Below are 25,825 nucleotides of genomic sequence, written 5' to 3' on the forward strand. Positions count from 1 at the left end.
GTGTCGCACGCTCCCAGGCTCCCTTCGATACGAAAACAGGTTGCCGCCCGATGGCGGCCGGTGGACACAATGTGTATCGCACGCGCAGCTGTGAATGCCGGTCGGCCGATGTGTTTGCCGATCTTGGCGCCAGTTTTGCGCTTTCAGTCTTTTCGGGGGAATCGAGGGGTTATGTCGTATGTAGAGGTACCGGGGGCGCAGGTTCCGATTCGCATGTGGGCCGATCCGGCATCGGTCGAGGACGGGGCGATGCAGCAGCTGCGCAACGTTGCCACGCTGCCCTGGATCAAGGGTCTCGCGGTCATGCCGGACGTCCATTACGGCAAGGGCGCGACCGTCGGTTCGGTGATCGCCATGCACGGTGCGGTCTGCCCGGCGGCGGTGGGTGTGGACATCGGCTGCGGAATGTCGGCGGTGAGGACGTCCCTGACGGCCAACAACCTGCCGGGTGATCTGTCGCGGCTGCGGTCGAAGATCGAGCAGGCCATTCCGGTGGGCCGGGGGATGCACGACGAGATGGTCGAGCCGCGGACGCTGCACGGCTTCCCGACGGCGGGCTGGGACGATTTCTGGGGACGGTTCGACGGGATCGCCGATGCGGTCAAATTCCGTCAGGAACGTGCCACGAAACAGATGGGAACGCTCGGCCAGGGGAATCATTTTGTCGAGCTTTGTATTGATTCGACCGATATTGTTTGGCTCATGCTGCATTCCGGTTCCCGGAACATCGGCAAGGAATTGGCCGAGTATCACATCGGCCAGGCGCAGAAGCTGCCGCACAACCAGGGTCTGATCGACCGGGACCTGGCGGTCTTCATCGCCGAGACGCCGCAGATGGCCGCGTACCGGAACGACCTGTTCTGGGCGCAGGAGTACGCGAAGTACAACCGCGCGATCATGATGGGGCTCCTGAAGGACGTCGTCCGCAAGGAGTTCAAGAAGGCCAAGGTCGCCTTCGAGCAGGAGATCAGCTGCCACCACAACTACGTGGCGGAGGAGCGGTACGAGGGCATGGACCTGCTGGTCACCCGTAAGGGAGCGATCCGCGCCGGTTCGGGGGAGTACGGGATCATCCCGGGGTCCATGGGGACGGGCTCGTACATCGTGAAGGGACTGGGGAGCGAGAAGTCGTTCAACTCGGCCTCGCACGGTGCCGGCCGGCGGATGAGCCGGAACGCGGCGAAGCGGCGCTTCACGACGCAGGACCTGGAGGACCAGACGCGGGGCGTGGAGTGCCGCAAGGACTCCGGCGTCGTGGACGAGATCCCGGCCGCGTACAAGCCGATCGAGCAGGTCATCGAGCAGCAGAGGGACCTGGTCGAGGTCGTCGCGAAGCTGAAGCAGGTCATCTGCGTGAAGGGGTGAGCCCCGCGCGGCGACGTACCTGAGCCCCGGACCGATGCGGTCCGGGGCTCCTGTGCGCCGGGTCAGAGGGTGCGGTGGACCTTGGAGTTGGACGCCTGCGCGCGGGGGCGGACGACCAGGAGGTCGATGTTGACGTGACTGGGGCGGGTGACGGCCCAGGTGATCGTGTCGGCCACGTCGGATGCGGTGAGGGGGGCGTCGACGCCCGCGTACACCTTGGCGGCCTTCTCCGTGTCGCCACGGAAGCGGGTGGTCGCGAACTCCTCGGTCTTGACCATCCCGGGCGCGACCTCGATGACGCGGACCGGGGTGCCGACGATCTCCAGGCGGAGGGTCTCGGCGAGGACGTGCTCGCCGTGCTTGGCGGCCACGTAGCCGCCGCCGCCCTCGTAGGAGGAGAGGGCCGCGGTGGAGGAGAGGATCACGATCGTGCCGTCGCCGCTCGCGGTGAGGGCGGGCAGCAGGGCCTGGGTCACGTTGAGGGTGCCGATGACGTTCGTCTCGTACATCTGGCGCCAGTCCGCGGGGTCGCCGGTGGCGACGGGGTCGGCGCCGAGCGCGCCGCCCGCGTTGTTGACGAGGACGGCGAGGGAGCGGAAGGCCGTGGCGAACTCGTCGACCGCGGTCCTGTCGGTCACGTCGAGGGCGTACGCCGTCGCCTCGTGGCCCGCTTCGGTGATCTCTGCCGCGAGCGCCTCGATGCGGTCCTTGCGGCGGGCGGTGAGCACGACGCGGTAGCCGGCGGCGGCGAGCTGCCGGGCGGTCGCGGCACCGATGCCGCTGCTCGCGCCGGTGATGACGGCGATGGGGGTGGCGGCCATGGCGATCTCCTCGGACGGCTGATCGATACGGGCCAAGGATAGGCAGGCAGGTGGGGCGGGGGTTCACCGGCCACGGGTGCGGCGACGGCGCGGGGTCTACCGGCCGCGGGGGGCGTACATGATCAGGGCCATGCCGGCCAGGCAGACCAGTGCGCCGATCACGTCCCAGCGGTCCGGGCGGTAGCCGTCGGCCACCATGCCCCAGGCGATCGAGCCGGCGACGAACACGCCGCCGTACGCCGCGAGGATGCGGCCGAACTCGCCGTCCGGCTGGAGGGTCGCCACGAATCCGTAGAGGCCGAGGGCGATGACACCGGCGCCGATCCAGATCCAGCCCCGTCCGCCGTGCGCGTCGCTGCCCCGGACCCCCTGCCAGACCAGCCAGGCTCCGCCGATCTCGAAGAGCGCGGCGACGGCGAAGAGGGCGATGGAGCGTGCGACGAGCATGGGGGGAGCGTTTCACGTGGGGGACGCGTGGGCCGTGCGGGTGGGGTGAGGCGCGTCGAACCGGTCATTAAATAGGGATGATTGGGGGCGATCGGTATGTTCGCCGCATGGTAGCGACGCGTAGAGCTCTGCTGGTGGTGTCCGCCGCGGCGGCGATGGCGGCGACCGTGCTGTGGGGGGCGGGGCCCTCGGCCGCGGCCCGGCCCGTGGTCCCGCCCCTGACCCGGGGTGTGGTGCCGGAGGCGGATGTGTCCCATCACGGGCATGTCTCCCTCTGGGGTGATCGGCTCGGAGTCTGGCTGGAGAGTGCGAACAGCGGTCCGTGGGATCTGATGGACGCCACGGTGCGGCTGCGGTTCTCCACGCCTCTGGCGGGTCGTCAGGGGCTGCCGCAGAACTGTCTCTGGGGTGGCCGCAGCACGGTGCTGTGCCGGACGGGCCCGTTGTCGGCGGACGGGGAGACCCGGCGCGCCACGCTCGATCTGCGGCTCGGGGCACGGCCTGCCGAGGTGGTCGTCCGGGTCGACACGATGTGGAGCGGTGGCATGCCCGACCGTGAGCCGCGGAACAACAAGCACGTGGTGCTGGCGCCGGCCACGGGGGACGCGTACGTCTTCTGAGGTGGTGAGCCGTCGGGGGCGATGACGGGTGCCGCGTCGGCGTCGATGGAGGCGGGGCGTCGGGGCGTCGGGGCCGAGGTCCGCGGTGGGGCGTCATCGGCCCAGGGCGTGGCGCAGGCCATCCGGCTCGGGGTGCTCGCTCGTGAGGAGTTCCTGGCCCGGCTCGCGCCGACGATCCAGCGCTGTCTGGCCGCGGAGCGGCCGTGACAGGGGGCTTGACCAGGTGTCAGCTCCCGGCGGCCGGAGCCTCGGTGCCGAGTCCGCCGAACTCGCGGACGGCGTCCGCGACGATGGCTTCCAGGTTCGAGTGGTGGGCTCCCCGCCAGTACACCCGGCTGCACTCCGTGCACTGGGCGAACACGTCGTAGGACTGCTGCGTGCCGTGTTCCAGCTGGGCGCTCACCGAGCTCTTGTCGGCATCCGCCAGCTTCCCGTTGCAGGCGGTGCACCGCGTCCACGGCGCCAGGACCGGCGCGAAGCGGCCCAGTACGTCACGGAGCTGGGACTCCGGGCGGTCGCTGTAGATGTACGCCCCCGCCCAGATCTCGCGTCGCCGCAGCAGCCCGCGGTCCCGGGAGAGCAGCACCCGCTGCTCCGTCGCCGAGAGCGTGGCCAGCGCCGGGTCGCCGATGTCCTCGCTCTCGTACGCGGCGTCGACGCCCAGGAGTCGCAGTCGCCGGGCGAGCGTGCCGAGGTGGACATCGAGGAGGAAGCGCAACGGGGCGCCGGGGACGCGCTGGGGGCGTTCCACGGCGCGGACCTCGACCAGTTCTCCCGCGCTGGGGATGTGCGATACGGGTACGGGGCGGCCGTCGACGAGCAGCTGTCCGGCCTCGGTGAGCGGGACTCCGAGGGACTCCACGACATGGCCGAGCGTCGACGAGCCGTCGGTGGTGACGCTCGTGCGCCCGCCCCGGCGTTCGTGCGCAACGAAGAGTCGCAGCTCAGGTGCTACTTCGAGGTCGATCTCCGGTCCGTTCACCTCGTCAGGATGCCACTGTGCGGGGCGCGGCAGCGAGGGTTTTCCGGAGCCGCGGGCCGCTTGGGTGCGCCCCGCCGGGCGGTCACGGCACGACGCGGTAGTGCGTGGTGATCCGTCCGCCCGCACCCCGGACGCCCTCGTCCAGGACGTGGAAGGCGACCCCGGGCGGTGCGATCCGGTCGACGAGTCCCTCGCCGCTCTCCCACGGTAGCCGCAGTGTCGAGATCACGCCGGGCGCCACGAGCAGGGGCCGCCCGGCGAAGGTGGCCGCCATCGAGGTGTGCGCGTGGCCGGTGAGGATCGCAGGGACGTTGTCGACGGGGCGCTCGGCGAGCAGTTCGGCGAAGCGTGCCGCGTTGGTCAGGTTCGTGGAGTCCAGGTACGGGTGGTGGACCGTGGCCGGCGGGTGGTGGAAGGCCGGGAGTGCCGGGGTGTCACCCAGGTCGTCCAGGGTGCGGGCCAGCCAGTCGAGCGTCTCGTCGTCGAACCGTCCCGCGTCCTCGCCGGGGATCGTCGAGTCGCAGAGCAGGAGCGCGTAACCGGCCACGTGGTGCAGTCGGTTGATGGGGCCGGTGACGCCGTCCGCCCCTTCGGTGTGCTCGTCGCCCAGCAGGACCTTGCGGTAGGTGGCGCGGTCGTCGTGGTTGCCGGGGCAGGGGAGCGCCGGTGCCGTGAGCGCGGCGAGCAGCCGGGCCGCCTCGGCGTACTCCTCGGGAGCGCCGTGGTCCGCGATGTCGCCGGTCACCAGGACCGCGTCCGGCTGCCGGGCCAGGGAGTTGAGGTAGGTCACCACCCGGGTGGCCCGGTCCGTCGCCCGGTCGGTTCCGTCGAGATGCAGATCGCTGATGTGTGCCAGCAACATCGTGTGCCCATCCGTCGGTGAAATCGGCTAATGGTTCATGCGTATTCATCCATTAGGCCGAGGGGTCGCGCAAGACCCGGTCCGCTCATGTGCGCAGATCCAGCCGCCAGTCGTTCGAGAGCAAGGGGTTGCCCGGCGGGTACTCGAGCTCGCAGGTGCCCTGCGGCGTGAAGCCGGCCTTGCGGCACACCGCGTTCGACGCGCCGTTCTCCACGGACGGGTAGGCGTGCAGGTAGCGGTGCTTGTGCTCGGCCCGCGCCTCGGCCGCGACCGCCACCGTCGCCGCCGTCGCGATGCCGAGACCCTGGAAGCCGGAGAGGACGGCCCAGCCCGTCTCGTACACCTCCCGGCCCTGCCAGGTGCGCTCCCAGAAGCCGATCGTTCCCACGTCCTCGCCGCCGGCTGCCAGGACGATCCGGAACATCCGGCCCTTGCCCGTGCGGTCCGCGCTCAGCGCCACGTAGCGGTCGTGGCGGGCCGTCAGCTGTTCTTCGCTCTCGGGTCCGCCGAGGTGATCCATCAGCTCCGGTGCGTTGGCCCGGCGGAGCAGCTCGAGGTCGCCGTCGGACCAGGGCACGATCCGGACGGGGGAGGCCGGCCGGTCCGGCGGGGACGGTGATGACGCGGCGCTTTCCATGCCGAAGACTGTAGAGCCGGGCACTGACAACGGGGGGCGCGGCAGCACACGGACGGTCGGCGCGGGGGCCGGACCGGCGCGCGGCCGGTCAGGCCGGCGCGGGGCGAAGGCCGTCGGGGGTACGCCCACCGTCGCGGTGAAGTCCCTGACCAGATGTGCCTGGTCGCTGTAGCCGAGGTCCGCGGCCAGCGCCGCCCAGTCGGTCTCCGGGCCCGACTCGGCGCGTTCCAGCGCTTCGTGGACGCGGTAGCGGAGGATGACCCACTTGGGGCCGACGCCCACGTACGTCGAGAAGAGCCGTTGCAGTGAGCGCGCGGACAGCCCTTCGGTGCGGGCCAGCTGTCCGACCCGGCGCAAGGAGCGGTCCGCGCGAGCGCGTTCGGCCACGGCCATGGCCCGGTCGGCCTGGGGATCGGGGCGGGGTCCGAGCGACAGCAGACAGCGGTCGAGTGCGGCGACCCGGGCGTCCTCGTCGGCCGGGTCGAGTACGGCCGACGGAGGCGTTCGCGTGGACAGCACCTGCTCGGCGGGAATCCGCCGGCCCGTCCACTCCGACACCGGCCTCTCCGGGGCGAAGGGCCGGAATCCGCCGGGCCGGAACTGCACGCCGCAGACGCGCCCCCGCCCTTCCAGTTTCTGGGCGAAGAGTTCGAGTCCGATGCCGGAGACCTCCGCGAAGCCGGTCCGTTCCCTCTCGTCGCCGCTCTCGAACCGCTGGAAGACGAGGTTCACCGAGGGGTGCGGCACCACATGCGAAACGTAGGGCTGGGACAGGTCCCAGTCGATCAGCCAGTAGTGCTCCAGATACGGCCGCAGGGCGGGGGCCGGCTCGCGGCGGCGGAAGCGTACGTGCGTGAACAGGTCGGGGGCGTCGACGATGCCCCGGGTATCGCGTCGGGGTCCGGCCATGCGGGTGATCCTATGAGCGCCAGAGGTCCGTGGCGCGTTTGTTCAAGACGCCGACGGGCCGGTGGGTCCACGGTCTGAGGCATGCAGAAGATCAGTGAATTGCTGGCGGCCGCCCGCGACCAGGCCCTTCCCGTGGTGGCGGGCATCGACGACGAGCGGCTGGGAGATCCCACGCCGTGCAGCGAGTACGACGTCCGCGCCCTGCTCAGCCATCTCTTCCAGGTGGTCGTCAACTTCCAGGCGCTGGCGGCCAGGCAGCCGACGGATTTCGGTGAGGCGCCCGATGTCGTGTCGGGTGACTGGCGCGGCGCTTTCGCGCGGGAGACGGAGCGGCTGGTGACGGCGTGGGACGCGCCCGGCGCCGAGGACGGCGTCGCGGGCGGGATGGGGCTGCCTGCCAGGACGGTCGGGCTCATGGTCCTGGGGGATCTGACGGTGCACGCCTGGGACCTGGCGAGGGCGACGGGTCAGGACTTCGTGCCCGACGCGGCCGTGGTGGACGAGGTGGGACCCGCTCTCGCCGCGCTGGCGCCGAAGGCCCGGGAGGGCAAGGTGTTCGGCGAGCCGTTCCCCGTACAGGCCGGGGCTAGCGCTTTCGAGCAGGTGCTGGCCGTGACCGGTCGTGATCCGGGCTGGCGCTCGCACCGGGGGTGACGTACGCGGCTGCCGTCGGCATGCCTGCGGCAGGAGCATCGTAGAGGGGCGCCAGGGTCTCGTACGCCCCGTCGACGATGTCCTCGGCCCGGGTCAGCATCGCGTGCTCGGCCAGCCGGGCCGCCCGGTGGGCGTACGGGGGTGGCGGCGCCGGATGACGGCGCCGCCACCAGCTGTCGCACGCCGCGTAGATGCCGCTCGCGAAGACCAGCACGGGGATGGACAGGGCCAGCAGAATGTCGTCCACGGTGGCCTCCCTCGGTGTCGATGCCCCTTGCATCGGCACGTTCGGGGTGTCAGCTCAGACGGGTCTTCGGCCAATGACTGGCCGGATAGAGCCGAGCGGGGGCGTACGCCGGACTCAGGGCCGCGGAATGTGCAACGCCCAGAGATGCAACGCGCCCCCGTCCGGCGAGGTCGTGTACCAGGTCCCGTCCCCCAGCCCCCAGGGCACGCCGGATATGGGCGTCGGGTAGGTGAGGGGCCGTGCGGAGTCCAGCTCCGTGGTGCGCAGCAGCCAGTGCCGGGCGGCGCCGTACTCCTCGTCGTACTCCCCCGAGCCGGCGACGGCCCAGTCCTCGTCGATGTGGCCGCACACGTAGTCCCACATCACCTGCTCCGCGTCGGGGTCGTCCTCCCCGGCGTCCGGATGGCGCGGCAGAGCGCCTTCGGCGTCCAGTTCGGCGACCACGGTGGCGTCGGCGATCTCGTGCAGGGCGATCGAGGCCAGGTCGTGGCCCACCGTCAGGAAGTGCTTGCCCGAGGGGCTCACCGAGGCGAGGATGCGTTCGCTCTCGCAGAAGTGCTCCACGGACAGTTCCCGGCCGTCCCACCGGCCCCAGAGGAGCGGCGCCCCGTCCTGTCCCTCGCCGACGCTGAGCCCCATCAGGGCGGGATCGGGGTGCGGTACGTGGTCCGACCCCGCGGCCACCGTCTCGGCGTCGGCCCGGCCCAGCACCCTGCCGTCGACGGCGTCGATGACCAGCCATTCGTCCACGGCCTCGGGGTCCTGACCCGATGCGGCGACCGGGCCGCGGATGTGGGCCCAGACGACCGAGCCGTCCGGGGAGAACATCACCGAGCCGCTGTCCGCGTACAGGTGGGAGCGGCTTCCGGCGGCGTACTCCTCGTACGCGTGGTGCAGGACGCGGCAGCTGCCGTCCCAGCAGCCGTGCCGCACCTCCCAGCGCACCGCGCCGGACGGTTCGACCGCGCGCACCGCGTGCAGCCCGGCGAAGACCGCGAGGCCGGCGTCGGGGGCGACGGTGAACGTGCCGAACGCGCCGGGCCAGGGGGCCGGGAAGCGGGTCTGCGGAGTGCCTTCGGCGTCCAGGTCGACGACGGCCGCCTCGGTGTCACCGCGCTGCACCAGCAGCCGGCGGCCGGTCGGCCAACGGAGTATGGAAGGGGCGTCGACCGATTTCCCGGCCGGGCCCAGGGGAGCCGTGAATGTGGTGACGGGCCGAGCGGTCACTGCGCCGGTCATGGGGGTCCCCTCCCGAAGTGCCTGATGATCTAAGGGAACTGTAGGGCGGGGGTCCGACAGTGGCACTTGGCGGCGGAGGCTGTCGAAGGGTGCGGAGGCTGTCGAAGAGTGCGGTGCGGCCGAACGGTGCGGTGCGGTCGAACGGTGCGGTGCGGTCGAAGGGTGCGGGCTTCAGCCGCGCGGGGTCAGCAACTGGCTCATGGCGGTGATCACGGACGGCTCGACCCGGTAGTAGACCCAGGTTCCGCGGCGTTCGGAGGTGAGGAGGCCCGCGTCCTTGAGCTTCTTGAGGTGGTGGGAGACGGTGGGCTGGGAGACCCCGACGTCGGAGATGTCGCACACGCACGCCTCGCCGCCCTCGTGGGACGCCACCAGCGAGAAGAGGCGCAGCCGTACCGGGTCGCCGAGTGCCTTGAACATCGTGGCCGTACGGACGGACTCCTCGGCGGTCAGCGGACGCTCCGAAAGGGGCGCGCAGCAGGGGGCGGCCGATGACTCCAGCAGGGGCAACGCCTTCGCATTCGACATATGTCTATGTTGACACATGTCGAATCAAGGGGGCGGCCGAGAGCGGGGACGGGCGTCGTGATGACCGGCTACGGCCACACCAGGCAGTACGCCTGGTGGCCGGCGTCGTGCAGGCGGTGGGAGAAGTCCTGCCACTCGTGGAGCAGCTGGTAGACGTTGAACGCGTCGCGGGGGCCGCCCCGGTCCGGGACCGTGGACCAGATGAAGGCCGCCGCGCCGACCGACTCCTCGCCCACGTCGCGCAGGGGGTCGACGACCGTCATGGGGAGCTTGACCACCGCGTAGTCGGGGTGCAGAACGACCAGTTCGAGCGGGGGGACCTGGTGCAGGGGTATGCCCTGTATGCCGGTGAGGACCATCGCGGCCACCGTCTCCGGCTTGATCTTCGTGAACATGCCGCCCATGCCCAGCTCGTCACCACCGAGCTCCTCGGGGCGCATCGAAATGGGCACGCGTGCCGCCGTGGCCCCGTCGGGGGCCCCGAAGTACTTGTAGGTCACCCCCACGCGGCCACTGCTCCTGCTTCCGGAACTTCTCGCGTTCCCTGCCTGCGCACCCTGTGCGCGCTCTGCCCCGCGCCGGTGCCGCCCTCGCCGGGCAGGCTCGGGCCCCAGGTCGTCGGTCCCTTCGCCCACTCCGCCACCGCGATGCATATCTCATCCACCCGACTACTTCTTAGGAGACACAGCCCCGGCTGCGCAACCCGATCATCGTGTCAGTGACCTCCCCCACGGGCGTGCGGTGAAACACCTGTCCGCAAGACCGTCCGTGCCTCTGACACCATGGCATGTGTGAGCTTTCCCTAATGACGCCCCAGTTTCGCAGACGCGAGGGGGCTGACTCCCTTTCGTGATACGAGGAGAGTGCGCTCCTTGCTCACCGTTGGCCAGGACTTCCGGCCCGGCCTCCCGACCCCCGAATCGCAGATCAGGACCAAAGTGGCGTATTCATACGAAGCCCCAGTTTCACAGTCGCTGTTCGACCGTGCGTCCGTTGTGACGCCCGGCGGCGTGAACTCTCCCGTACGTGCGTTCCGGGCCGTGGGCGGTACGCCCAGGTTCATGGTGTCCGGTACCGGTCCGTACCTCACCGATGCCGACGGTCGCGAGTATGTCGACCTCGTTTGCTCCTGGGGGCCGATGATTCTCGGCCATTCCCACCCCGAGGTCATCGCGGCCGTCCAGGAAGCGGTCGCCAAGGGCACCTCGTTCGGTACGCCCGGTGAGGGCGAGGTCGCGCTCGGCGAGGAGATCGTCGCGCGGATCGAGCCGGTGGAGCAGGTGCGGCTGGTGTCGTCCGGCACCGAGGCGACCATGTCCGCGATCCGGCTGGCCCGCGGGTTCACCGGCCGCGCGAAGGTCGTGAAGTTCGCCGGGTGCTACCACGGGCACGTCGACGCGCTGCTGGCCGCCGCAGGCTCCGGCGTCGCCACCTTCGGTCTGCCCGACACCCCCGGGGTCACGGGCGCCCAGGCCGGCGACACGATCGTGCTGCCGTACAACGACCTGGAGGCCGTGCGGGCCGCGTTCGCCGCGCAGCCCGGGGAGATCGCCTGTGTGATCACCGAGGCATCGCCGGGCAACATGGGCGTCGTCCCGCCCCTGGACGGTTTCAACGCCGGCCTGAAGGAGATCTGCGCGGCCAACGGCGCGCTGTACATCTCCGACGAGGTCATGACGGGCTTCCGCACCTCCAAGGCCGGCTGGTACGGCATCGACGGCGTCCGCCCCGACCTGATGACCTTCGGCAAGGTCATGGGTGGCGGCTTCCCGGCGGCGGCCTTCGGCGGGCGTGCCGACGTCATGGCGCACCTCGCCCCGGCCGGCCCCGTCTACCAGGCGGGCACGCTGTCCGGGAACCCGGTCGCGACCGCCGCGGGGCTCGCCCAGCTGCGGCTGCTGGACGACGCCGCGTACGCGAGGATCGACGCGGTCTCCGCGGAGCTGCGGGGGCTGGTGGGCGAGGCGTTCACCAAGGAGGGCGTCGCGCACACGGTGTCGTCGGCGAGCAACATGTTCTCCGTCTTCTTCACCGACCGGCCCGTCCGTGACTACGAGGACGCGAAGAAGCAGGAAGCTTTCCGCTTCACCGCCTTCTTCCACTCGATGCTGGCGCAGGGCGTCTACCTGCCGCCGTCCGCCTTCGAGTCCTGGTTCGTCTCGACCGCACACGACACGGCGGCCGTCGAGCGCATCGCGGCTGCCCTGCCGGCCGCGGCGCGGGCCGCGGCGGAGGCGACCGCATGAGCGAGAACGCGAGCCGTGACGACACCACCGTGGTGCACCTCGTGCGCCACGGCGAGGTGCACAATCCGGACGGCGTCCTCTACGGGCGGCGCTCCGGATACCACCTCTCCGAGCTGGGCCGGCAGATGGCCGGCCGGGTCGCCGAGCACCTGGAGAAGCGCGACGTCACGCATGTCGTCGCCTCCCCGCTGGAGCGGGCCCAGGAGACGGCCGCGCCGGTCGCCGCCTCGCACGGCCTCGACCTCGCCACCGACGAGCGCCTGATCGAGGCGGCCAACGTCTTCGAGGGCAAGACCTTCGGGGTCGGCGACGGGGCGCTGCGCAGGCCGGAGAACTGGAAGCACCTCACCAACCCGTTCACCCCGTCCTGGGGGGAGCCGTACATCGAGCAGGTCGTACGGATGATGGGCGCCCTGGACGCGGCGCGCGACGCGGCGCGGGGGCACGAGGCGGTGTGCGTCAGCCACCAGCTGCCGATCTGGATCGTGCGGAGCTTCGTGGAGCGCCGCCGGCTGTGGCACGACCCGCGGCGGCGGCAGTGCACGCTGGCTTCGCTGACCAGCTTCACGTACCGGGGCGACAAGATCGTGTCGGTCGCGTACACGGAGCCGGCGCGGGATCTCGTACCGGCGCATCTGCTGGCCGGGGCCAAGCCGGTGAAGGGGAAGTCGAAGGCGTTCGGCGCGTAGGCGCTGGTGTGGGTGGTTGGGGCGGTGCCCGGGTGCGTCCGGGTGCCGCTTCGTCCTCATGTGCCGGAGGGGCTTGGTGTGGCGGCTCTCGGCCATGATCCGCGGTGTGCGATTCCCGCGGCCGTAGTTCTGATCTTCTTTGGTGTGCAGGTTCCGTAAGGGTCCGGTCTCGTATCGATATTTGTTCCCGTTCGCGGAACCCCCGTGTTCCTTCGGTCATCTAAGCCTTCGCCGGTTTGTGTGGGCGTGAGGTGAACGACGCGGATGGGGACGATATGCGCGAGATCAGGCGAAGGGGTCTGCTGGGCGCCGGGCTGGGAGCCGCGGCCGCTATCGGGATCGCCGGTTGCGGATCCTCCGGTAAAGGTGGTCCGGGGCGTCCGGAGAGTTCCGGGGGCGGCGGTGGAGGCGACGGGAACGGGCCCGGAGCCGGGGCTCCGAAGAAGGACATCCGGCTGATCGGTGACGGTTCGACCGCGGATACCGGAAAGCAGCCGCATCAGCCTTCCGCGCCCGTCCCTCTCGAACCCGGCCAGAAGCCGCCGCAGTTCGTGATCTTTTCCTGGGACGGGGCGGGCGAGGTCGGCAACGGACTGTTCCCGCGCTTTCTCGAACTGGCCAGGGAACACGACGCCGCGATGACCTTCTTCCTCTCCGGGCTGTACGTGCTGCCCGAGTCGAAGAAGTCGCTGTACCGTCCGCCGAACAATCCCCGCGGTGCCTCCGACATCGGCTATCTCACCGACGGCCATGTGAAGGACACGCTGAAGTACGTCCGTGAGGCGTGGCTCGACGGCCACGAGATCGGCACCCACTTCAACGGCCACTTCTGCGGAGGCTCCGGGTCGGTCGCCAACTGGTCGCCCGCGCAATGGCAGAGCGAGATCGACCAGGCGGTCTCCTTCGTCACCGAATGGCGGACCAACACCGGCTGGGAAAACCTTGATCCGCTCCCGTTCGACTACCGGAAGGAACTGATCGGCGGACGCACTCCCTGTCTGCTCGGTCAGGACAATCTCCTGCCGACGGCGAAGAAGCTGGGATGGCGGTACGACGCCAGCTCGCCCGGTGGCCGTCAGATGTGGCCGGAGAAGCGCCAGGGAGTATGGGATCTTCCGTTGCAGGGCATGCCGTTCCCCGGGCACTCCTTCGAAGTCCTCTCCATGGACTACAACATCCTCGCCAATCAGTCGCTGAATTCGACCAAGGGCATGCCGTCCCGCTATCCGGGCTGGCGCAAGCAGGCGGCCGGTGCCTATATGAACGGTTTCCGGCGTGCGTACGAGACGAATCGCGCGCCGTTCTACATAGGCAATCACTTCGAGGAGTGGAACGGCGGAATCTATATGGATGCCGTCGAAGAAGTGATCAAGCACATCGCCGGTAAGCCGGACGTGCGGCTCGTCTCCTTCCGGCAGTTCGTCGACTGGCTCGACGTCCAGGATCCGGCGGTGCTGGCGAAGCTCCGTACGCTTGACGTCGGCCAGTCACCCGCGGGCGGCTGGAATGCCTTCTTTAAACAGCCTTGACAAGGGGCTTTACGGGCAGAGAGGGGGGTGCGCAAGATCCCCGAATCCGTCATGCGAAACTTTTCACATGAGCCCTGGCCGCGCACCCCGACGCCGCTTCATCCTGCTCGCCGCCGCCACCGCGGCCGCGACGCTGACCCTGTCCGCGTGCGGTGGGGACGGCAACAAGGCCGGTGGCGGCGGCAACACGAACTTCGTGACCGGCAGCGGCGGAATCTCGACCGTGGCCAAGGGTGAGCGCGTCGCCGCCCCGAAGCTCGACGGCACCACCCTGGACGGCAAGAGCCTCGACGTCGCCGACTACAAGGGCAAGGTCGTCGTCCTGAACGTCTGGGGATCGTGGTGCGGTCCGTGCCGCGCCGAGGCCACGCACTTCGCCAAGGTGTCGAAGGAGACCGCGGACCAGGGCGTCCAGTTCATCGGCATAAACACCCGGGACGCCCAGAAGGCCGCCGCGGTGAACTTCGAGAAGGACTACGGCGTCACCTACCCGAGCTTCTTCGACCCGACCGGAAAGCTCATCCTGCGCTTCCCCAAGGGCACGCTGAACCCGGTGGCCATCCCGTCGACCGTGGTCATCGACCGGGACGGAAAGCTCGCCGCCCGCACCCTGCAGGCCCTCAACGCGGAGGACCTGCGCAAGATGATCGACCCGCTGATCGCGGAGAAGTGATCCGGTGATCACCCTCGCCGCGTACAACGAGACCGTCTTCAGCGGCGCTCTGCTGGTGGCCGTTCCCATCGCCCTGCTCGGCGGTCTCGTCTCGTTCTTCTCGCCCTGCGTGCTGCCGCTCGTGCCCGGCTATCTGAGTTACGTCACCGGGGTCAGCGGCACCGACCTGGCGGAGGCCCGGCGCGGCAGGGTGGTGGCGGGGGCCTCGCTCTTCGTCCTCGGCTTCACCGTCGTCTTCGCCTCCACCGGCGCCCTCTTCGGCTACTTCGGCCAGGAGCTCCAGGTGCACGCCGGGGTACTCAACAAGGTCCTCGGCGGTCTGATGATCCTGATGGGGATCTTCTTCATGGGGCTCCTGCCGGGCGTGACGCAGCGCGAGTTCCGCTTCCACAGGCGGCCGGTGGCCGGGCTGGCCGGGGCGCCGCTGCTCGGCGCCCTTTTCGGCATCGGCTGGACCCCCTGCATCGGCCCGACACTCGCCTCCGTCCTGTCGCTCTCCGCCCAGCAGGCCACCGCCGGACGCGGGGCGGTACTGACCGTCGCGTACTGTCTGGGACTCGGTGTCCCGTTCGTCCTGGCGGCGGTCGCCTTCCGCAAGGCACTCGGCGCGTTCGGCTGGGTCAAGCGCCACTACGCATGGGTCATGCGCATCGGCGGCGGCATGATGATCGCGACCGGAATCCTCCTGCTGACGGGCGTCTGGGACTCCCTCATGCAGGAGATGCAGGTCTGGTCAAACGGCTTCACTGTGGGGATCTGAGTCCATGAGCAACACGAACACCACGGAAGAGCGCGAGCTCGGCGCGGCCGGTGAGGAGCTCTCCACCGCCCCGCGCGAGGAGTCCGCCGGCACGCTTCCCGCGATGGGTGTCATCGGCTGGGCCCGCTGGTTCTGGCGGCAGCTCACCTCGATGAGGGTCGCGCTGATCCTGCTCTTCCTGCTGTCGCTCGGCGCGATCCCCGGCTCGCTGATCCCGCAGAACAGCGTGGACGAGCTGAAGGTGCAGGACTTCCAGAAGACCCACACCACGGTCACACCGATCTACGAGAAGCTCCAGCTGTTCGACGTCTACAGCTCGGTGTGGTTCTCCGCGATCTACATCCTGCTGTTCGTCTCCCTCATCGGCTGCATCGTCCCGCGCACCTTCCAGTTCGTCGGCCAGCTGCGCAGCCGCCCGCCGGGCGCCCCGAAGCGGCTCACCCGGCTCCCCGCGTACACGACGTGGCGTACGGACGCCGAGCCCGAGCAGGTCCGCGAGGCCGCGGCCGCCATGCTCCGCAAGCGGCGCTTCCGCTCGCACGCGGTGGGTGACGCGGTCGCCGCCGAGAAGGGCTATCTGCGCGAGGCCGGGAACCTGATGTTCCACATCGCGCTGATCGTGATGCTCGTGGCCTTCGCCGCCGGACAGCTCTTCAAGTCCGAGGGCGGCAAGCTGATCGTCGAGGGCGACGGCTTCTCCAACACGCTCACCCAGTACGACGACTTCAAGTCCGGTTCGCTGTACGACACGGACTCGCTCGCCCCGTTCAGCTTCACCCTCGACGACTTCGTCGGTACGTACGAGAAGAAGGGCCCCCAGCGCGGCACCCCACGCACCTTCGAGGCCCGTGTGACGTACGCCGAGGGTGTGGACGGGAAGCAGAAGAAGTCGGTCATCCGGGTCAACGAGCCGCTGGTCGTCGACGGCACCAAGGTCTATCTGATCTCGCACGGGTACGCCCCCGTCGTCTCCGTCAAGGACGGTGACGGCAAGGAGATCTACCGGACCGCCGTGCCGCTGCTGCCCATCGACAACAACATCACCTCGACCGGTGCGATCAAGGTCATGGATGGCTACCGCGACAAGAACGGCGAGAAGACCCAGCTGGGCTTCGAGGCGTTCTTCGTCCCGACGTTCGCCGGCGCGGGCAAGGGCACGATGTTCTCGCAGTTCCCCGGCGCGGAGTTCCCGGTGCTGGCCCTCAACGGCTTCCACGGCAGCCTCGGCGTGGACTCGGGCCTGCCGCAGAACGTGTACCAGCTGGACTCCACGAAGATGAAGGAGTTCAAGGACGCCGGCGGGCAGAAGCTCAAGAAGCGGCTGCTTCCCGGCGAGACCATGGAGCTTCCCGACGGCGCCGGCTCGATCACCTTCGAGAGCGTCGAGGAATGGGCCAGCTTCCAGGTCTCGGAGCAGCCGGGCACCGGCTGGGCGCTCGCCGGATCGATCGCCGCCATCGCCGGGCTCGCCGGATCGCTGTTCATCCAGCGCCGCCGCGTGTGGGTCCGGGCGGTACGGGGAGCGGACGGCGTCACCGTCGTCGAGATGGCCGGTCTGGGCCGGTCCGAGTCCGCGAAACTCCCCGAGGAGCTGGCCGATCTCGCGGTCGAGCTCAACGGTCTGGCGCCCACCGCGCCCGATGCCACGAACGACCCGGAGACCGACGCCGGTTCCGGTCCCGACGTACCTTCCGAAGAACCTGCCGAAGGGGCTGAGAAGTGAATCTCGCCGCCGCAACCAACGAGAATCTGGCACACACCAGCAATGTGCTGATCTATTCGTCGATGGCCGTCTACACCCTGGCCTTCTTCGCGCACATCGCGGAGTGGGTGTTCGGCAGCCGCAGCAAGGTGGGCCGTACCGCCGCCGCGCTGGCCGGAGCCCCGGCGGCGCCGTCGTCCACGGTGAAGGTGCAGGTCGCGCGGAAGGGCGGCGCCACCGCCGTCATCGAGCGCCCGAAGATCGTCACGCGTTCCGCCGCCGGGACCCGGGACGTCCCGGACGGCCCGGGCGCGGCCGGCGGCACGTTCAGGGGTGACCTGTGGGGGCGGATCGCGGTCTCGCTGACCGTCGTGGCGTTCCTCGTCCAGGCCGGTGGCGTCATCGCCCGCGCCATGTCGGTGCAGCGGGCCCCCTGGGGCAACATGTACGAGTTCTCGATCACCTTCTCCACGGTGGCGGTCGGCTCGTACCTCGTCCTTCTCGCGCTGAGGAAGAACGTCCGCTGGATGGGCCTGATGCTCGTCACCACGGTCCTGCTGGACCTGGGCATCGCGACCACCACGCTCTACACCGACAGTGACCAGCTGGTCCCCGCGCTGGACTCCATCTGGCTGTGGATCCACGTCTCCACCGCCATCATCTGCGGGGCCGTCTTCTACCTCGGTGCGGTCGGCACACTGCTCTACCTGTTCCGCGACAGCTACGAGAACAAGCTCGCCAACGGCGGCTCGCCCGGTGCCTTCGCCCGGTCGGTGCTGGAGCGGCTGCCCTCGGCGTCGAGCCTGGACAAGTTCTCGTACCGCGTCAACGCGGCCGTCTTCCCGCTGTGGACGTTCACGATCATCGCGGGCGCGATCTGGGCGGGCGACGCGTGGGGCCGCTACTGGGGCTGGGACCCCAAGGAGGTCTGGTCCTTCATCACGTGGGTCGCGTACGCCTGCTACCTGCACGCGCGGGCGACGGCTGGGTGGAAGGGACGCAAGGCCGCGTATCTGGCGCTCATCGCGTTCGGTTGCTGGCTGTTCAACTACTACGGCGTGAACATCTTCGTCACCGGCAAGCACTCGTACGCGGGCGTGTAAGGGCCAGGCCGTGCCGGGCGGGCGTGATTGCGTCACCCTGGAGGTATGAGCCAGGCCGATGCGATCGAGCGAGGTACCTGCGAGACGCGCGACGGTACGCGGGTACTGAGGTTCACGCTGCGGCTGCCCCATCCCGTTCCGCGGGTGTGGGCAGCCGTTGCCAGTTCCGGGGGGCTGCGGAGCTGGCTCGCCGTCGCCGAGCCCTTCGAGCCGCGCATCGGAGGTGCGATCACCCTGCGCCGGCTGAGCACCGAGCCGGAGGGGGAGGCCGACGACGCCTCCGGCACCGTCACCGCCTGGGACGTCGAACGGGTCGCCGAGTACACCGTCGGGGCGCCGCACAGCCGCATCCGCTTCCATCTGGAGCCGCCGCGCGGCGATCATGTCGTCCTCCGTTTCACCCACGAGTTCCGCGGCGACGACGCCCGGTGCGCGGACCGCATCGTGGCCTGGCACGCGCACTTCGAGCGCCTTGTCGCCGCGCTCGCGGGAGACCGGGCCGCGGAACCCTCCTAGCGCCCCGGCGGCGGCAGGCAGCGGCGGTCCGGAGGGCGTCCCTCCGGCCAGGCGATCTCCACGAACCGCTGCACACCCTCGTTCGTCAGCTCGACCACCGGAACCGCCTTGTTGTACGGGTTTCCGTGGTTGTCCAGGCAGATCCACCCGCTGGCCCCCGCCACCTTCAGCGAGGACTTCACCTGCGGCCACTGGTTACCCACGTCGTTCTTCGTGGGCAGCCGCCTGCCGTCCGGGGTCGCCTGCCGGATGCCGTGCACGGCCGTCGCCATCGCGTCGTACGCGATGATCACCTGGCCGTCCGTCATGGTGGCCCGGCCGGTCGGACCGATCGGGCCGACCGGCTTCTTCGCCACCTGGGCCAGCAGCTCCTGGAAGGCCCGGAAGTCCTGCGCGGAGCCGCCCGTCGCCGGTACCGGCGCGCCCTTCCTCGCGACCCAGGCGTCCGGGTGGGCCAGCGAGGCGTAGCGGACGGTCACCTTCCGGCTGAGTGCGCTCCGGTCCAGCTTCTCGTCCCCGCCGAGGTACGAGCCCTCGTCGCCGGTGAGCACGGTGAACGCCCGGTTCTGGCAGCCGCGCCGCCCCAGCTCGTTGATGAACTGCCGCAGCTGGGTGTGGCGCCCGGCGAAGAACACCGTCTCCGCGTCCGTATCGCAGATCAGATGCGTGATCTGCTTGAACGTGTTGGACGTGGTGCCCTCGTCCGTGGCGTCCGGGGGCGAGGTGAACAACTGCGCCTCGTACTTCGTGCCCTTCACCAGCGCCGTGAACGCGGCCTTCAGCGTGTCCGTGTAGTGGTCCCCGGTACGTGTGTCCTCGACCAGCAGCGCCTTGTCGGCCTCCACCTTGCCGTACTGCGCCAGTGCCCGTGCCTCGTCCCGGTTGGTGGGCGAGACCCGTGCGAGTCCCGGGAACGGGTCCCCGCCGGGCCCGTTGGCGATGTCGTCGGCCGTGATCGTGGTGCCGACGACCGCGATCCGCGCCCTCGTCAGCGCCTGGACCGCCAGCTTCACCTCGGAGCTGCTGGTGGCGACCCCGGACACGGCCCGCAGGTGGTCGGGCGCGTCCGTCATGGTCCTGAGCCGGTTGACCGTCGGCTCCCAGAAGACGTTGTTCTTCCCGGTGTTGGCGAGCACCAGCCGGATCTTCGGCACCTGTGCGTTCGACAGGTGGTTGGCCCGGTACTGCTCGGCGAACGCACCTTGCAGTTCGCGCCGCATCTTCGTGCCCAGGGACGGATCGGTCGACGTCAGCGGCAGCAGCAGGGCGACGGTCGCGTACTCGCCCGCCTTGAGCTTCCCGTTCTCCCGGCCGATCGCCGAGGCGACCTCCGTGAGGTTCTTCATCCCGAAGTCGTAGCCCGAGCCGGACACCCCCACGCACTCGTCGCTGCCCGCCGGGCGCTCCACACCCGGCACACAGCTCCGGTCCTCCGGCGTGGTCACGCGGTCGATGCCGTACCACCCGGCCCCCGTCACGAGCGCCGCCACGACGACCGTCGTGACGATCCTCTGCCGGGTCGTGTACCAGACGCGATAACGCAGCGGATTACGCATCCGAGCCACCGTCCCCCTGTCGGTCCCGTCGGTCCGGTGCCCCGGCCGACGGTGTACCCGGCGGCATCGACAGCGGTCGCCATGCCCTGACGTCCCGCGGCCAGTGCGTCGCCGCGTCCCACAGCACCGCGTTGCCCGTCAGGTGTCTGCCGGACAACTGCCGGAGTTCGTGCGCCATCTTGTCGGTCACCTCGTCGTCCGGCAGGGCCAGCGGATCGGACAGCAGCCACACGGCGTGCAGCAGCCGCCGCATCCGCAACTGGAGCTCCGCGGCCTCCTCGTCGAGCCCGGCGAGGCCCGTCCGCTCCTCGGGCAGCGGCCCCGCCGCCACGTCCTGGCCGAGCGCGACCGCCCGCCGCGGATCGGGCCCCCGCGCCCCGCGCTCACGCGGATACGGCGCCGAGGCGATCAGCCGCAGCTCGCCCAGCCAGCCCGGCACGTCAGGACGCGGGAACCGCACCCGCAGATGTGTCACGCACGCCGCGTCCCGGCCCAGCAGCAGTTCCTCGTGCAGCCGGTGCGGGGCGCTCGCCGCGTTCCCCGTCTGGTAGACGTCGCGCAGCGACTCGTGGACGGCGCGCCACACCGCGTACCGCGGCGGGTCGTCGTCCTGGAAACGCAGCCGGTGCAGCAGCAGCGACCGCAGCAACGGATCGGCGACGAAGTGGCCGGGGCCGACCTGCCAGTCCTCCGCGCGCAGGACGTCCCGTACCCGCAACGCCACATCGCCGTCCAGGGATTCGCCCCGCAGCCGGACCCTGGCCAGCAGCCTGGCCGACTCCTCGCCGTGCGCCGCGGCCAGTACGCCCAGTACGTCGAGGCGCTGCCCCGGCAGCAGCCGGCCCAGCAGTTCGTCCGCCAGCCGTACCGGCTCCCGGTCCTCGCGGACCCGGACCGTGCAGTCGAGCAGTGCTCCCGGCACCAGTGAGCCCGGCCTGTCCGCCTCGCCCGCCGCCTGCGCGAACAGTGCAACCCCCAGCGGCCGGCCGCCGGTCAGCCGGTGCACCCCGCGCGCCAGGCCGGCCGGTGTACGGCCCGCGGGGTCATGGCGCTCGAAGGCGGCCTGGGCGTGCGCGGCGCTCAGCGGGGTGAGGCCCACCGCGAGGATCCCCGAGGTCACCTCCGTACCGCGGGTCCAGTGCGAGGCGTGCGCTACTTCCGGCAGCCGGTGGTGGACGGCGTGCCGCAGCCCCTCGTGGTCACGGGAGCGGGAGGCGGCGAAGAGGACGATCTGGTCGCGGCGGCCCGCCGCCCGCGCCCGCAGCATCGGCTCGACCAGGTGGCGGCCGAGCGCGTTGTGCGCGTTGTCCAGGAGGATCACCGGGCGGCCCCGGCGCATTCCCAGCGCCGTACCCCGGTAGGCGCGGTACAGATCCTCGACCATTGCCCCGACGAGATGGTCCTCGGCCCGTCTGCGCAGGTCCCCGCCGCGCTCGAAGTCGACCGCGAGCTGCCGCAGCCCGATCCGGCCGTCACCCCCGGCGTGCGGATAGGCGCCGTACCAGTCGACGGTACGGCGCTGGAACCGGCTGAACGTCTCTTCCAGCACCGATTCGACGGTCGCCTCGGCGATCAGCCCGGCCAGCGGCGCGACCGCGTCGAACGCCGTCGCCGCCAGCTTCGTCAGCACCTTGGTGACCCAGCCCTGCGCCGCGCCGGGCCGGGAGTCCACGGTCGCGAGCACCGGCCCGAGCGACTGGAGATCGCGCTGCGCCTGCGTCTCGTCCTCACGGCTCCAGGCGATGGACGCCACCGCCACGAGGCCCAGGCTGAGCCGGGGGAACTGCACCGGCTTCGCCGCCCGCACCCTCGGCGTCAGCTGGACGGCCAGGGCGGGCAGCGCCCCGGTGACCGGGGTCCAGCCCGGCCCCGGGTCCTCCGGAGGCGCGACCGCCTCGCAGTCGATCAGGGCGACCGGGGTGATCTCCCGGTACACATGGCGCAGTTGCTTGAGCGTCGCCGTCTTGCCCATGCCGCGTCCACCGGTCAGCACGACCACCGGCGGATCGTCGCGGTGCTCGTACGGCGCCTTGGCCGAGCCGTACGGAGTGAGACCCGTCAGACGTGCGGCCAGGCCGTCGTTGCCGAAAATCGCCTCGCGGCCGTACAGCTCTCTGTCCACCGCACCCCCAGTGCCGACACCCCGTACGACCTGTCACAGCGTCAACACCAGGATATCGGCGGGGTGTTGGAGGCGGGGGGAGATTTTCGAACGATTGAGCCCAATCGTGACCGGCCGGGCCCGGCCGTCCGAGGGCTCAGCCCTTCGGCGGCGTCGGGCCCTCGGACGGCCCGCCCTCGCCGTCACGGCGCTTCAGCTCTTCCTCGCGGCGGCGCAGGTCCGCCTCCCAGTCCTTGAGGACGGACTCGTCCTTCTCGTTCTCGTCCTTGAGCGACTTCAGGAAGTCCGGATTGTCGTCGGGCGCCACCCACGTCCGACGGTGGTTGCGGTGCCACTCCGAAGGCGTACGGCCTCCGGCGGGAGCCACGCGCGTCTTGCCCGCGGCGAACCACACGATCGGGCCCACGATCCAGAACAGCAGAATGATGAAGACCCAGGCCAGCTTCGGAAGGTGCTTGGCCTCGTCCTCCGGGGTGTTCAGACAGTCGATGAACGCGTAGATCGTCAGTGCCAGCGGCAGAAGGTAGATCAAGGCCCTGAGCATGGTGGAAGGGTCCCCCGAGAAGAGGTGAGGGGGCGCGGTGTCCCGCCCCGGTGACGGGGCCAGGGTAGCGGGTGGCCGATACTGGGTCGCATGGCTTACGACGATCTTCGCTCCCTGCTCCGGGCTCTGGAGCGCGAGGGCGATCTCAAGCGCATCAAGGCCGAGGTCGACCCGCACCTGGAGGTCGGCGAGATCGTCGACCGGGTGAACAAGGCGGGCGGGCCCGCCCTGCTCTTCGAGAACGTCAAGGGGGCGAGCATGCCCCTGGCCATGAACGTCTTCGGGACGGACCGGCGGCTCCTCAAGGCGCTCGGACTGAAGTCGTACGCCGAGATCAGCGAGAAGATCGGCGGGCTGCTCAAGCCGGAGCTGCCGCACGGCTTCGTCGGGGTCCGCGAGGCGTTCGGGAAGCTCGGCTCGATGGTGCACGTGCCGCCGAAGAAGGTGAAGTCCGAGCAGGCCCCCGTCCATGAGGTCGTCCTCACCGGCGACGACGTGGACCTGGACAAGCTGCCGGCGCTCTTCACCTGGCCCAAGGACGGCGGCTCCTTCTTCAACCTGGGGCTCACGCATACCAAGCACCCCGAGACCGGCATCCGGAATCTGGGGCTCTACCGCCTTCAGCGCCACGACAAGCGCACCATCGGCATGCACTGGCAGATCCACAAGGACAGCCGCAACCACTACCAGGTCGCCGCGAAGCGCGGCGAGCGGCTGCCCGTCGCGATCGCTTTCGGGGCGCCGCCCGCCGTGACGTACGCCTCGACCGCGCCGCTGCCCGGTGACATCGACGAGTACCTCTTCGCGGGCTTCATCCAGGGCAAGCGGATCGAGATGGTCGACTGCAAGACCGTGCCGCTCCAGGTCCCGGCGAACGCCGAGGTCGTCATCGAGGGGTGGCTGGAGCCGGGGGAGATGCTGCCGGAGGGTCCGTTCGGCGACCACACCGGCTTCTACACACCGCAGGAACCGTTCCCCGCGCTGACGATCGACTGCGTGACCATGCGGAAGCGTCCGCTGATCCAGTCGATCGTGGTGGGCCGGCCGCCGACCGAGGACGGGCCGCTCGGCCGGGCGACGGAGCGGTTCTTCCTGCCGCTCCTGAAGATCATCGTGCCGGACATCGTGGACTACCACCTGCCCGAGGCGGGCGGCTTCCACAACTGCGCGATCGTCTCGATCGACAAGAAGTACCCGAAGCACGCCCAGAAGGTCATGAGTGCCATCTGGGGCGCGCACATGATGTCGCTGACCAAGCTGATCGTGGTGGTGGACTCCGACTGCGACGTCCACGACCTCCACGAAGTGGCGTGGCGGGCGCTGGGGAACACCGACTACGCACGGGACCTGACCGTCGCCGAGGGCCCGGTCGACCATCTCGACCACGCCTCCTACCAGCAGTTCTGGGGCGGCAAGGCGGGTATCGACGCGACGGAGAAGTGGCCCGAGGAGGGCTACACGCGCGACGGCGGCTGGCCCGACATGGTCGAGTCCGACCCGGAGACGGCCGCGAAGGTCGACCGGCGCTGGAAGGAGTACGGCCTGTGAGCGCCTCGGCCGCCGCACTGCCCCAGCCCGGCAGGACCAAGGCGTTCCTCCGGCTGGTGATGATCGAGCACTCGGTCTTCGCGCTGCCCTTCGCGTACATCGCGGCGCTGACCGCGATGTTCCAGCTGGACGAGAACATCCAGTGGGGCACGCTGCTGCTCGTCACGCTCGCGATGGTCGGGCTGCGGACGTTCGCGATGGCCGCCAACCGGATCATCGACCGGGAGATCGACGCCCGTAACCCCCGGACAGCGAGCCGTGAACTGGTCACCGGCGCGGTGTCGGTGAAGTCGGCGTGGACCGGGGCCCTCGTCGCGCTCGTCGTGTTCCTCGGTGCGGCGGCCCTGCTGAACCCGCTCTGCCTGGTGCTGGCGCCGCTCGCCGTGGTGCCGATGGTGGTCTACCCGTACGGCAAGCGGTTCACGAACTTCCCGCACGCCATCCTGGGGATCGCCCAGGCCATGGGGCCGATCGGCGCCTGGCTCGCGGTGACGGGCAGCTGGTCGTGGGACGCGGTGATCCTGGGGCTGGCCGTCGGGATCTGGATCGGCGGCTTCGACCTGATCTTCGCGTGCCAGGACGTGCGGGCGGACCGCGCGCACGGGGTGCGCTCGTTCCCCGCGCGCTTCGGGATTCCGGCGGCGCTGTGGGGCGCGCGGGTCTGCCACGTGGTGACGACCGGGATGCTGGTCTGGTTCGGACTCGCGACCGGGGCGGAGCTCCTCTACTGGACCGGCATGGTGATCGTCGCCGTGGCCTTCGTGTACGAGCACCGGGTGGTGCGCCCGCACGACCTGTCCCGGCTCAACCGCGCGTTCTTCTCGGTGAACGGCTTCATCGGCATCGCGCTGTTCGCCTGCGCGCTGCTCGACCTGCTGGTGCGTGGCCTCACGCCGTGACGGCGGTGGCGCGGGGGCGGCGGAAGGCGAAGGCCGCCGCCACCCCGCCGGTCAGGCCGAAGAGGTGCCCCTGCCAGCTGACTCCGGAGTCGGTGGGCAGGACGCCCCAGAGGATCGAGCCGTAGACCGCGGCGATGATCACGCCGACCACGATGTCGAGCGGGCGCCGGTCCACGAAGCCGCGGACCAGCAGGTAGCCGAAGAGGCCGAAGACCACACCGGACGCGCCGAGGGTGACGGTGTGGGACGGGGCGGTCAGCCAGACGCCCAGGCCGCCGGTCACGATGACCGTGAGGACGACGGCGGCGAACCGGCGCAGTCCGGCGAGCGCCGCGATGAAGCCGAGCACCAGCAGCGGGACGCTGTTGGACGCCACGTGGTCCCAGCCGCTGTGCAGGAAGGCGGACGGCACGACGTCGAGCAGCTCCGCGGGCTCGCGCGGGCTGATGCCGTACGTGTCGAGTGCATGCCCCGTCGCCGTGTCGATGCCTTCCAGCACCCACAGCAGGGCGACCCAGCCCAGCATCAGCGCGCCGGCCGTGACGGCCCGCGCGCCGGTGGTCGTGGTGGTGCCGGAGTTACGGATACCGGTCATGGCTCCCCCTGTCCCGGGCCTGCACAGTCCTG

At 70.2% G+C, this 25,825-nt stretch carries 27 protein-coding genes and 1 pseudogene; 14 read left to right on the forward strand and 14 right to left on the reverse strand.

Annotated features, from left to right (window positions below; genetic code table 11):
- Nucleotides 1-171 precede the first annotated feature (171 nt).
- Entirely contained in the window at nucleotides 172-1,365 is a 1,194-nt protein-coding gene (locus ACFWSK_RS15475) for an RtcB family protein (protein WP_383785440.1), read from the forward strand.
- A gap of 62 nt (nucleotides 1,366-1,427) precedes the next feature.
- Here ACFWSK_RS15475 and ACFWSK_RS15480 read toward each other — a convergent pair whose 3' ends face one another.
- A complete protein-coding gene (locus ACFWSK_RS15480) occupies nucleotides 1,428-2,186 on the reverse strand; it encodes an SDR family NAD(P)-dependent oxidoreductase (RefSeq protein ID WP_383785443.1) in 759 nt (252 codons plus the stop codon).
- A gap of 96 nt (nucleotides 2,187-2,282) precedes the next feature.
- A complete protein-coding gene (locus ACFWSK_RS15485; RefSeq protein ID WP_383785445.1) occupies nucleotides 2,283-2,633 on the reverse strand; it encodes a YnfA family protein in 351 nt (116 codons plus the stop codon).
- 107 nt (nucleotides 2,634-2,740) lie between these two features.
- Here ACFWSK_RS15485 and ACFWSK_RS15490 point away from each other — a divergent pair, with 107 nt between their 5' ends.
- On the forward strand, nucleotides 2,741-3,253 hold the full coding sequence (locus tag ACFWSK_RS15490) for a hypothetical protein (RefSeq protein ID WP_383785448.1): 513 nt from the start codon (nucleotides 2,741-2,743) through the stop codon (nucleotides 3,251-3,253).
- Nucleotides 3,254-3,274: 21 nt separating this feature from the next.
- Entirely contained in the window at nucleotides 3,275-3,460 is a 186-nt protein-coding gene (locus ACFWSK_RS15495; RefSeq protein ID WP_383785451.1) for a hypothetical protein, read from the forward strand.
- 19 nt (nucleotides 3,461-3,479) lie between these two features.
- Here ACFWSK_RS15495 and ACFWSK_RS15500 read toward each other — a convergent pair whose 3' ends face one another.
- The 4 genes and pseudogenes from ACFWSK_RS15500 to ACFWSK_RS15515 form a co-directional block, all read right to left on the reverse strand.
- Entirely contained in the window at nucleotides 3,480-4,235 is a 756-nt protein-coding gene (locus ACFWSK_RS15500) for a Mut7-C RNAse domain-containing protein (protein ID WP_383785454.1), read from the reverse strand.
- Between the two features lie 82 nt (nucleotides 4,236-4,317).
- Nucleotides 4,318-5,097, reverse strand: coding sequence for a metallophosphoesterase (locus tag ACFWSK_RS15505; RefSeq protein WP_383785457.1), 780 nt, complete (start codon nucleotides 5,095-5,097; stop codon nucleotides 4,318-4,320).
- A gap of 85 nt (nucleotides 5,098-5,182) precedes the next feature.
- Nucleotides 5,183-5,734 carry a GNAT family N-acetyltransferase gene (locus ACFWSK_RS15510; protein ID WP_383785744.1) on the reverse strand — a complete coding sequence of 184 codons (552 nt, stop codon included), beginning with the start codon at nucleotides 5,732-5,734 and terminating at the stop codon, nucleotides 5,183-5,185.
- 96 nt (nucleotides 5,735-5,830) lie between these two features.
- Nucleotides 5,831-6,643 (reverse strand): annotated as a pseudogene (locus ACFWSK_RS15515) (DUF6597 domain-containing transcriptional factor); the annotation flags it as partial.
- 81 nt (nucleotides 6,644-6,724) lie between these two features.
- Here ACFWSK_RS15515 and ACFWSK_RS15520 point away from each other — a divergent pair.
- On the forward strand, nucleotides 6,725-7,297 hold the full coding sequence (locus ACFWSK_RS15520) for a TIGR03086 family metal-binding protein (protein ID WP_383785459.1): 573 nt from the start codon (nucleotides 6,725-6,727) through the stop codon (nucleotides 7,295-7,297).
- On the opposite strand, the gene ACFWSK_RS15525 is transcribed toward ACFWSK_RS15520, so the two are convergent.
- The 4 genes from ACFWSK_RS15525 to ACFWSK_RS15540 all read right to left on the reverse strand — a co-directional run bounded on the left by ACFWSK_RS15525 (nucleotide 7,230) and on the right by ACFWSK_RS15540 (nucleotide 9,964).
- The gene (locus tag ACFWSK_RS15525) at nucleotides 7,230-7,544 is read right to left on the reverse strand and encodes a hypothetical protein (protein WP_383785462.1); all 315 of its coding nucleotides are present in this window, start codon (nucleotides 7,542-7,544) and stop codon (nucleotides 7,230-7,232) included. The genes ACFWSK_RS15520 and ACFWSK_RS15525 overlap by 68 nt on opposite strands.
- Nucleotides 7,545-7,658: 114 nt before the next feature.
- The gene (locus tag ACFWSK_RS15530) at nucleotides 7,659-8,783 is read right to left on the reverse strand and encodes a hypothetical protein (RefSeq protein WP_383785465.1); all 1,125 of its coding nucleotides are present in this window, start codon (nucleotides 8,781-8,783) and stop codon (nucleotides 7,659-7,661) included.
- 171 nt (nucleotides 8,784-8,954) lie between these two features.
- Nucleotides 8,955-9,311 (reverse strand): ArsR/SmtB family transcription factor, encoded by a 357-nt coding sequence (locus tag ACFWSK_RS15535; RefSeq protein WP_383785468.1) that lies wholly within the window; start codon nucleotides 9,309-9,311, stop codon nucleotides 8,955-8,957.
- Nucleotides 9,312-9,379: 68 nt separating this feature from the next.
- Entirely contained in the window at nucleotides 9,380-9,964 is a 585-nt protein-coding gene (locus ACFWSK_RS15540) for a hypothetical protein (RefSeq protein WP_383785470.1), read from the reverse strand.
- Between the two features lie 285 nt (nucleotides 9,965-10,249).
- Between ACFWSK_RS15540 and hemL the strand changes: the two genes are divergently transcribed.
- The 8 genes from hemL to ACFWSK_RS15580 all read left to right on the forward strand — a co-directional run bounded on the left by hemL (nucleotide 10,250) and on the right by ACFWSK_RS15580 (nucleotide 18,529).
- Complete coding sequence (gene hemL / locus ACFWSK_RS15545; protein ID WP_383785472.1) at nucleotides 10,250-11,557, forward strand: glutamate-1-semialdehyde 2,1-aminomutase; 1,308 nt, start codon at nucleotides 10,250-10,252, stop codon at nucleotides 11,555-11,557.
- On the forward strand, nucleotides 11,554-12,246 hold the full coding sequence (locus ACFWSK_RS15550) for a histidine phosphatase family protein (protein WP_383785474.1): 693 nt from the start codon (nucleotides 11,554-11,556) through the stop codon (nucleotides 12,244-12,246). Before hemL ends, ACFWSK_RS15550 begins: the two co-directional genes overlap by 4 nt.
- A 275-nt stretch (nucleotides 12,247-12,521) precedes the next feature.
- Nucleotides 12,522-13,775: a hypothetical protein gene (locus ACFWSK_RS15555; RefSeq protein WP_383785477.1), complete on the forward strand. Its 1,254-nt coding sequence runs from the start codon at nucleotides 12,522-12,524 to the stop codon at nucleotides 13,773-13,775.
- A gap of 67 nt (nucleotides 13,776-13,842) precedes the next feature.
- A complete protein-coding gene (locus tag ACFWSK_RS15560) occupies nucleotides 13,843-14,448 on the forward strand; it encodes a TlpA family protein disulfide reductase (protein WP_383785480.1) in 606 nt (201 codons plus the stop codon).
- Nucleotides 14,449-14,452: 4 nt separating this feature from the next.
- On the forward strand, nucleotides 14,453-15,208 hold the full coding sequence (locus ACFWSK_RS15565; protein WP_383785483.1) for a cytochrome c biogenesis CcdA family protein: 756 nt from the start codon (nucleotides 14,453-14,455) through the stop codon (nucleotides 15,206-15,208).
- A 4-nt stretch (nucleotides 15,209-15,212) separates the two neighbouring features.
- Nucleotides 15,213-16,931, forward strand: coding sequence for a cytochrome c biogenesis protein ResB (locus tag ACFWSK_RS15570; protein WP_383785486.1), 1,719 nt, complete (start codon nucleotides 15,213-15,215; stop codon nucleotides 16,929-16,931).
- The gene (gene ccsB, locus ACFWSK_RS15575; RefSeq protein ID WP_383785489.1) at nucleotides 16,928-18,013 is read left to right on the forward strand and encodes a c-type cytochrome biogenesis protein CcsB; all 1,086 of its coding nucleotides are present in this window, start codon (nucleotides 16,928-16,930) and stop codon (nucleotides 18,011-18,013) included. Before ACFWSK_RS15570 ends, ccsB begins: the two co-directional genes overlap by 4 nt.
- Nucleotides 18,014-18,058: 45 nt before the next feature.
- On the forward strand, nucleotides 18,059-18,529 hold the full coding sequence (locus ACFWSK_RS15580; protein WP_383785493.1) for an SRPBCC domain-containing protein: 471 nt from the start codon (nucleotides 18,059-18,061) through the stop codon (nucleotides 18,527-18,529).
- Here the strand turns inward: ACFWSK_RS15580 and ACFWSK_RS15585 are convergent.
- The 3 genes from ACFWSK_RS15585 to ACFWSK_RS15595 form a co-directional block, all read right to left on the reverse strand.
- Nucleotides 18,526-20,085 carry an ABC transporter substrate-binding protein gene (locus ACFWSK_RS15585; protein ID WP_383785496.1) on the reverse strand — a complete coding sequence of 520 codons (1,560 nt, stop codon included), beginning with the start codon at nucleotides 20,083-20,085 and terminating at the stop codon, nucleotides 18,526-18,528. The genes ACFWSK_RS15580 and ACFWSK_RS15585 overlap by 4 nt on opposite strands.
- Nucleotides 20,078-22,207 carry a hypothetical protein gene (locus ACFWSK_RS15590; RefSeq protein WP_383785499.1) on the reverse strand — a complete coding sequence of 710 codons (2,130 nt, stop codon included), beginning with the start codon at nucleotides 22,205-22,207 and terminating at the stop codon, nucleotides 20,078-20,080. Before ACFWSK_RS15590 ends, ACFWSK_RS15585 begins: the two co-directional genes overlap by 8 nt.
- A gap of 136 nt (nucleotides 22,208-22,343) precedes the next feature.
- Nucleotides 22,344-22,751: a PLD nuclease N-terminal domain-containing protein gene (locus ACFWSK_RS15595; RefSeq protein ID WP_383785502.1), complete on the reverse strand. Its 408-nt coding sequence runs from the start codon at nucleotides 22,749-22,751 to the stop codon at nucleotides 22,344-22,346.
- A 90-nt stretch (nucleotides 22,752-22,841) separates the two neighbouring features.
- Between ACFWSK_RS15595 and ACFWSK_RS15600 the strand changes: the two genes are divergently transcribed.
- Nucleotides 22,842-24,299 (forward strand): menaquinone biosynthesis decarboxylase, encoded by a 1,458-nt coding sequence (locus ACFWSK_RS15600; RefSeq protein ID WP_383785505.1) that lies wholly within the window; start codon nucleotides 22,842-22,844, stop codon nucleotides 24,297-24,299.
- On the forward strand, nucleotides 24,296-25,198 hold the full coding sequence (gene mqnP / locus ACFWSK_RS15605; RefSeq protein WP_383785509.1) for a menaquinone biosynthesis prenyltransferase MqnP: 903 nt from the start codon (nucleotides 24,296-24,298) through the stop codon (nucleotides 25,196-25,198). The genes ACFWSK_RS15600 and mqnP overlap by 4 nt, the downstream gene beginning before the upstream one ends.
- Here the strand turns inward: mqnP and ACFWSK_RS15610 are convergent.
- Entirely contained in the window at nucleotides 25,188-25,793 is a 606-nt protein-coding gene (locus tag ACFWSK_RS15610) for a rhomboid family intramembrane serine protease (RefSeq protein ID WP_383785512.1), read from the reverse strand. The two genes, mqnP and ACFWSK_RS15610, sit on opposite strands and share 11 nt — an antisense overlap.
- Nucleotides 25,794-25,825: the final 32 nt, after the last annotated feature.

Source organism: Streptomyces sp. NPDC058620 (assembly GCF_042717135.1).
Taxonomy (GTDB): Bacteria; Actinomycetota; Actinomycetes; order Streptomycetales; family Streptomycetaceae; genus Streptomyces.

Excerpts from the sequence above, each read along its gene's own strand:
- ACFWSK_RS15475 (WP_383785440.1), top strand. The coding sequence starts at position 172 with ATGTCGTATGTAGAGGTACCGGGGGCGCAGGTTCCGATTCGCATGTGG.
- ACFWSK_RS15480 (WP_383785443.1), bottom strand. The coding sequence starts at position 2,186 with ATGGCCGCCACCCCCATCGCCGTCATCACCGGCGCGAGCAGCGGCATC.
- ACFWSK_RS15485 (WP_383785445.1), bottom strand. The coding sequence starts at position 2,633 with ATGCTCGTCGCACGCTCCATCGCCCTCTTCGCCGTCGCCGCGCTCTTC.
- ACFWSK_RS15490 (WP_383785448.1), top strand. The coding sequence starts at position 2,741 with ATGGTAGCGACGCGTAGAGCTCTGCTGGTGGTGTCCGCCGCGGCGGCG.
- ACFWSK_RS15495 (WP_383785451.1), top strand. The coding sequence starts at position 3,275 with ATGACGGGTGCCGCGTCGGCGTCGATGGAGGCGGGGCGTCGGGGCGTC.
- ACFWSK_RS15505 (WP_383785457.1), bottom strand. The coding sequence starts at position 5,097 with ATGTTGCTGGCACACATCAGCGATCTGCATCTCGACGGAACCGACCGG.
- ACFWSK_RS15510 (WP_383785744.1), bottom strand. The coding sequence starts at position 5,734 with ATGGAAAGCGCCGCGTCATCACCGTCCCCGCCGGACCGGCCGGCCTCC.
- ACFWSK_RS15520 (WP_383785459.1), top strand. The coding sequence starts at position 6,725 with ATGCAGAAGATCAGTGAATTGCTGGCGGCCGCCCGCGACCAGGCCCTT.
- ACFWSK_RS15530 (WP_383785465.1), bottom strand. The coding sequence starts at position 8,783 with ATGACCGGCGCAGTGACCGCTCGGCCCGTCACCACATTCACGGCTCCC.
- ACFWSK_RS15535 (WP_383785468.1), bottom strand. The coding sequence starts at position 9,311 with ATGTCGAATGCGAAGGCGTTGCCCCTGCTGGAGTCATCGGCCGCCCCC.
- ACFWSK_RS15540 (WP_383785470.1), bottom strand. The coding sequence starts at position 9,964 with ATGCATCGCGGTGGCGGAGTGGGCGAAGGGACCGACGACCTGGGGCCC.
- ACFWSK_RS15550 (WP_383785474.1), top strand. The coding sequence starts at position 11,554 with ATGAGCGAGAACGCGAGCCGTGACGACACCACCGTGGTGCACCTCGTG.
- ACFWSK_RS15555 (WP_383785477.1), top strand. The coding sequence starts at position 12,522 with ATGCGCGAGATCAGGCGAAGGGGTCTGCTGGGCGCCGGGCTGGGAGCC.
- ACFWSK_RS15560 (WP_383785480.1), top strand. The coding sequence starts at position 13,843 with ATGAGCCCTGGCCGCGCACCCCGACGCCGCTTCATCCTGCTCGCCGCC.
- ACFWSK_RS15570 (WP_383785486.1), top strand. The coding sequence starts at position 15,213 with ATGAGCAACACGAACACCACGGAAGAGCGCGAGCTCGGCGCGGCCGGT.
- ACFWSK_RS15580 (WP_383785493.1), top strand. The coding sequence starts at position 18,059 with ATGAGCCAGGCCGATGCGATCGAGCGAGGTACCTGCGAGACGCGCGAC.
- ACFWSK_RS15585 (WP_383785496.1), bottom strand. The coding sequence starts at position 20,085 with ATGCGTAATCCGCTGCGTTATCGCGTCTGGTACACGACCCGGCAGAGG.
- ACFWSK_RS15595 (WP_383785502.1), bottom strand. The coding sequence starts at position 22,751 with ATGCTCAGGGCCTTGATCTACCTTCTGCCGCTGGCACTGACGATCTAC.
- ACFWSK_RS15600 (WP_383785505.1), top strand. The coding sequence starts at position 22,842 with ATGGCTTACGACGATCTTCGCTCCCTGCTCCGGGCTCTGGAGCGCGAG.
- ACFWSK_RS15610 (WP_383785512.1), bottom strand. The coding sequence starts at position 25,793 with ATGACCGGTATCCGTAACTCCGGCACCACCACGACCACCGGCGCGCGG.